Raw genomic sequence first — 3,677 nt, forward strand, 5'->3', positions numbered from 1 at the left:
TGCTACCGATCTCCACCCCAACCAGCACGAGCGCCCCTACGAGACATCACACCAGCCCTACTGACCAGCAAAGACCACGATGGCGGTTTCTCAGTCGAGGACGGCGTGCACTCCAGCGGGCGCCAGGACGCCGACCCGCTCGCCCAATCCGGGGCCGTAGGCCGTCGGTTTCGCCCCGAGTCCGGCGAGGAACTCGTGGTTGTGCGGGCTGGCGGTGCCGATGACGGTCGCGCCGCGTGCCGCCGCGAGCTGGACGGCGACCGTGCCGACCCCGCCGGTCGCGCCCTCGATCAGCAGGGTCGTGCCGGCGCCGACCTTCAGCAGGTCGAGCGAGCGCGTGGCGGTCTCGACGTTTGCCGCTGCGCCGCCGGCCTGCTCCCAGCTCAGTGAGTCCGGCTTCAGCCCCCAGGCGGACAGCACGGCGTACTCGGCACCGGCGCCGCCGAGCTGCCCGAGTTCGGCGAGGTCGATGATGCCGAAGACCGCGTCGCCCGGCCGGACATCGGTGACGCCCGTACCGACCTCGTCGACCACGCCGGCGGCGTCCACGCCGAGCACGTGGGGCAGTCTCACCGGCATCATGTCGCGGAACTTCCCGGCGCGCAGGCCGCAGTCGGAGGGAGTGACGCCGGACGCGTGTACGGCCACCCGGATCTGCCCCGGTCCCGCATGCGGTCCCGGCATGTCGGCGACCTCAAGGACGCTGGGGGACCGTACTTGGCGAACGTCAGTGCTCTCATGAACGCGATGCTATTGAGGCCTCGCTCCGTTCGGCATCGCACCCTGCGCTCCACTGCCCGGGGCAGGCCCCTCCAGCGTCAGGCCCACAGAGGGGGCTTCCCCGACCCGCTCCGAGCCGCCCTCAAGTCACAGTGCGCCGTACTCTTTCAATCATGACCATCTCGCTGTCCGCGCTGGACCTTGTGGTTGCGGGGCCGAACGGAACAGCCGCCGAGTCGCTCGACGCGACCAGCCGAACCGTGCTTCGCCTGGACACACTCGGCTACCGGCGAGTCTGGTTCGCCGAGCATCACGGAACCGAACTGTCGGCGAGCGTCGTGCCGTCGGCTCTGATAGCGCACTTCGCGGCCTGACCAGCAGTATCCGCCTCGGGTCCGGCGGCGCCCTGGCGCCCAACCATGCGCCACTGGCGATCGCGGAGCAGTTCGCCACTCTGGCGACGCTGCATCCGGGCCGCATAGACATGGGCATCGGCCGTGGGCCGGGTACGTTCGACCAGACGATCGTACGGGCGTTGCGCCGGGGCGCCGAGCCGACCACGGACGCCGAGTACGCCGAAAACGTGGCCGCAATCCTGCGCTACCTCTCCGGCGAAGGCGGCGTACGGCTGATGGCCGGCTGGCAGCCGACGAGAGAGGCGCTCGTCTGAGGGCGAATGCATGGTGATGATGGACTCGATGCTCGCCGGCTGTGTCTCCTCAGCCTTGAGCGGGGCCCCTTGAATGACCGGCGCCGAGGCGTACTACAGAAACGCATTGTGGTCCTTGGAAAGATCCTTGCGTCCATCGGTGATGACGAGTACGCAACCACGTACTTCACTCACTGGCACGGAATGGCTGTTCTGGCGGCCGAGCTCGACAAGGCTCGAAGCGAGTAGTACCTGTCAAGTCCGCCAGGCGAAGCCGGCGTCGCCCGAGACTTGTCGGGCCATCAAGGATCAGGCGAAGTGCCACCACCGCGGAGCTGCCTGTCCAGGTAATCGATCAACCTGGTCTCGCTCCGCTCCAGACGCTCCCGCTGATCACGTGGCATCGACGCCAGGGCATCCACGAGGACGCGTTTCCGCGGAACATGAACCATTGAGCCGGAGTAGATCCTGCAGCCGGAACACCACGCGAACCCGATACACCGCTCGAACATGGACGACTCGGGTGGGTGGAAGCGGTACTGGTACGAGTGGACAAGCGTTCCACAGGCCACGCAGACCCGCCTGTCCCCATCGGAGACCGTCTCCCAGGTCCCGACCTTGGACCAGCGTCTCCGCTCGGCAGGTGCTCTTCAAATCATCGTGCCGAGCATTCTTCCCCATGTCGGACCTGCCCTGCAGGCAAGCCTCGAACTTGCGGCTGCACTCCAACTCGTACGCCGGCATCGGAGCTCACACTGAGTCGTCCAGGCGGCGGAAGGCTCCGCCGAACTCTCCCGACGCAAGCAGCTCGGCGATCACCGCCACCATCTTCCGGATGCCGGGATGCCGGGATGCCGGGATGCCGGGATGCCGGGATGCCGCGGCACTGGCGCGTAGGGCGGGCGTCAGGTCATCGGGGATCCGCAGGGTCATCGCAGCAGCAGGCATGCCATCAGGCCAGCCACCATAATCCGGTGTCATGATCCGGTTGCGGAAACTGCTGCAGATGCACAGTGACGACGCCAGGAAGTGTGTAGGCGAAGGCTGCCGCCCGGCCGGCCAGGAACGAATCGAGTTCGACCGGGAGACCGAGCGCGCCCCGGCGACCGAATATTGGCGAAGTCCAACCAGACAGGCGGACGCCGCGACCTCTCCGTCTCCGCGCACACCTTGTGCGACGATACACCGTCCTTGTCACGCAAATTCGTAGCGCGCGAACAGTATTGGCACGGCCTTGGTGCCTATACCGTCAACGCCGTCTGGCCGTGGTCAAGATCCAGACTGATGAGGGCGGTGCGGACAGCAGACATCGGTCTCCGACAGCGGTGCCTTGTCGGAGGCGGGCTTTAAAGTCAGCAAAGACTGCCGAACCGCCTGGGGGAGGCCGCAGCACCGGCGTCGCTCTGACCACAGAGCTCGGCGAGCCCCGCCCCGACGGCCGGGTGCCGTACGGCCCGTGTCCTGGAGCCCAGTGCGGTCCCTTCATAGCCGGCGTTCCTCATGACTGGAGGCCCGTCATAGGTTGCTCCCATGGCTGATGACTGGCAGAGGGATCGGATCAGAAGTGCCCTGCGCGGGGAGAACCCCACGGTGCTGCGCCGTTTGCGGGCGGGGTTCGCGGCGATCGGCGATGTCCAGTTCTTGCCTGGCTACTCGGTGCTGCTTGCGGACGATCCGCAGGCGCAGCGGCTCTCCGACCTGCCGAAGGCGAAGAGGCTGTCCTTCTTGTCAGACATGGACGTGCTCGGCGAGGCGGTCGAGCGTGCCTGTCGACGAATCGACCCGGCCTTCCGCAGAGTGAACTTGGAGATCCTCGGTAATACCGACGGGTTCCTCCACGCGCATGTATGGCCGCGGTTCGAGTGGGAACCGACGGAGTTGGTTTACATGCCGGTCTGGCTGTACTCCCGCGAGCACTGGCAGGACAAGCGTCATACCTTGTCGGCTCGGCATGACACGTTGCGGAGGACGATCGGTGAGGAACTGGACCTGCTGGCCTCTTCCTGAGCCAGGTCGGCAGGTCACGTGGCTGCCTGGCTCCCGAGCTTCTGACCGACGTCACCCGGGCGATCGCCCGGCATCGTGGCGACGACCAACTCGACGTCTTCGGCCTGCTGTCGCCGATGCTGGAACTCATTGAGGCGGCCGCCATCACGAACGGCGACACCGACCTGGCCACGCTCGCTGGGCCATTGGCGTGGCGAACTCGCCGGCCTCGTGGAAGCCGCCCGCCACGTGGATGCGTCGGCCACCGCCCTCGTGGACCGCACCGCGATCGCGGCCGTACTGGAGAAGGCCGCCGACGGGC

At 67.0% G+C, this 3,677-nt stretch carries 4 protein-coding genes and 1 pseudogene; 3 read left to right on the forward strand and 2 right to left on the reverse strand.

The genetic code is table 11. The features are described 5' to 3' along the window. Positions 1–93 precede the first annotated feature (93 nt). Positions 94–740 (reverse strand): annotated as a pseudogene (locus tag AB0I22_RS39570) (NADP-dependent oxidoreductase); the annotation flags it as partial. A 153-nt stretch (positions 741–893) separates the two neighbouring features. Here AB0I22_RS39570 and AB0I22_RS39575 point away from each other — a divergent pair. Together AB0I22_RS39575 and AB0I22_RS39580 are read left to right on the forward strand one after the other, a co-directional pair. Then, on the forward strand, positions 894–1,094 hold the full coding sequence (locus AB0I22_RS39575; RefSeq protein WP_363135881.1) for a hypothetical protein: 201 nt from the start codon (positions 894–896) through the stop codon (positions 1,092–1,094). Positions 1,095–1,126: 32 nt separating this feature from the next. Beyond that, a complete protein-coding gene (locus AB0I22_RS39580; protein WP_363135884.1) occupies positions 1,127–1,390 on the forward strand; it encodes an LLM class flavin-dependent oxidoreductase in 264 nt (87 codons plus the stop codon). Between the two features lie 729 nt (positions 1,391–2,119). On the opposite strand, the gene AB0I22_RS39585 is transcribed toward AB0I22_RS39580, so the two are convergent. After that, positions 2,120–2,302, reverse strand: a complete 183-nt coding sequence (locus AB0I22_RS39585; protein ID WP_363135882.1) for a hypothetical protein — start codon at positions 2,300–2,302, stop codon at positions 2,120–2,122. Between the two features lie 597 nt (positions 2,303–2,899). Between AB0I22_RS39585 and AB0I22_RS39590 the strand changes: the two genes are divergently transcribed. Further along, positions 2,900–3,376 (forward strand): diadenosine tetraphosphate hydrolase, encoded by a 477-nt coding sequence (locus AB0I22_RS39590; protein WP_363135883.1) that lies wholly within the window; start codon positions 2,900–2,902, stop codon positions 3,374–3,376. Positions 3,377–3,677: the final 301 nt, after the last annotated feature.

It is taken from the genome of Streptomyces sp. NPDC050610, from assembly GCF_040654875.1.
GTDB lineage: Bacteria > Actinomycetota > Actinomycetes > Streptomycetales > Streptomycetaceae > Streptomyces.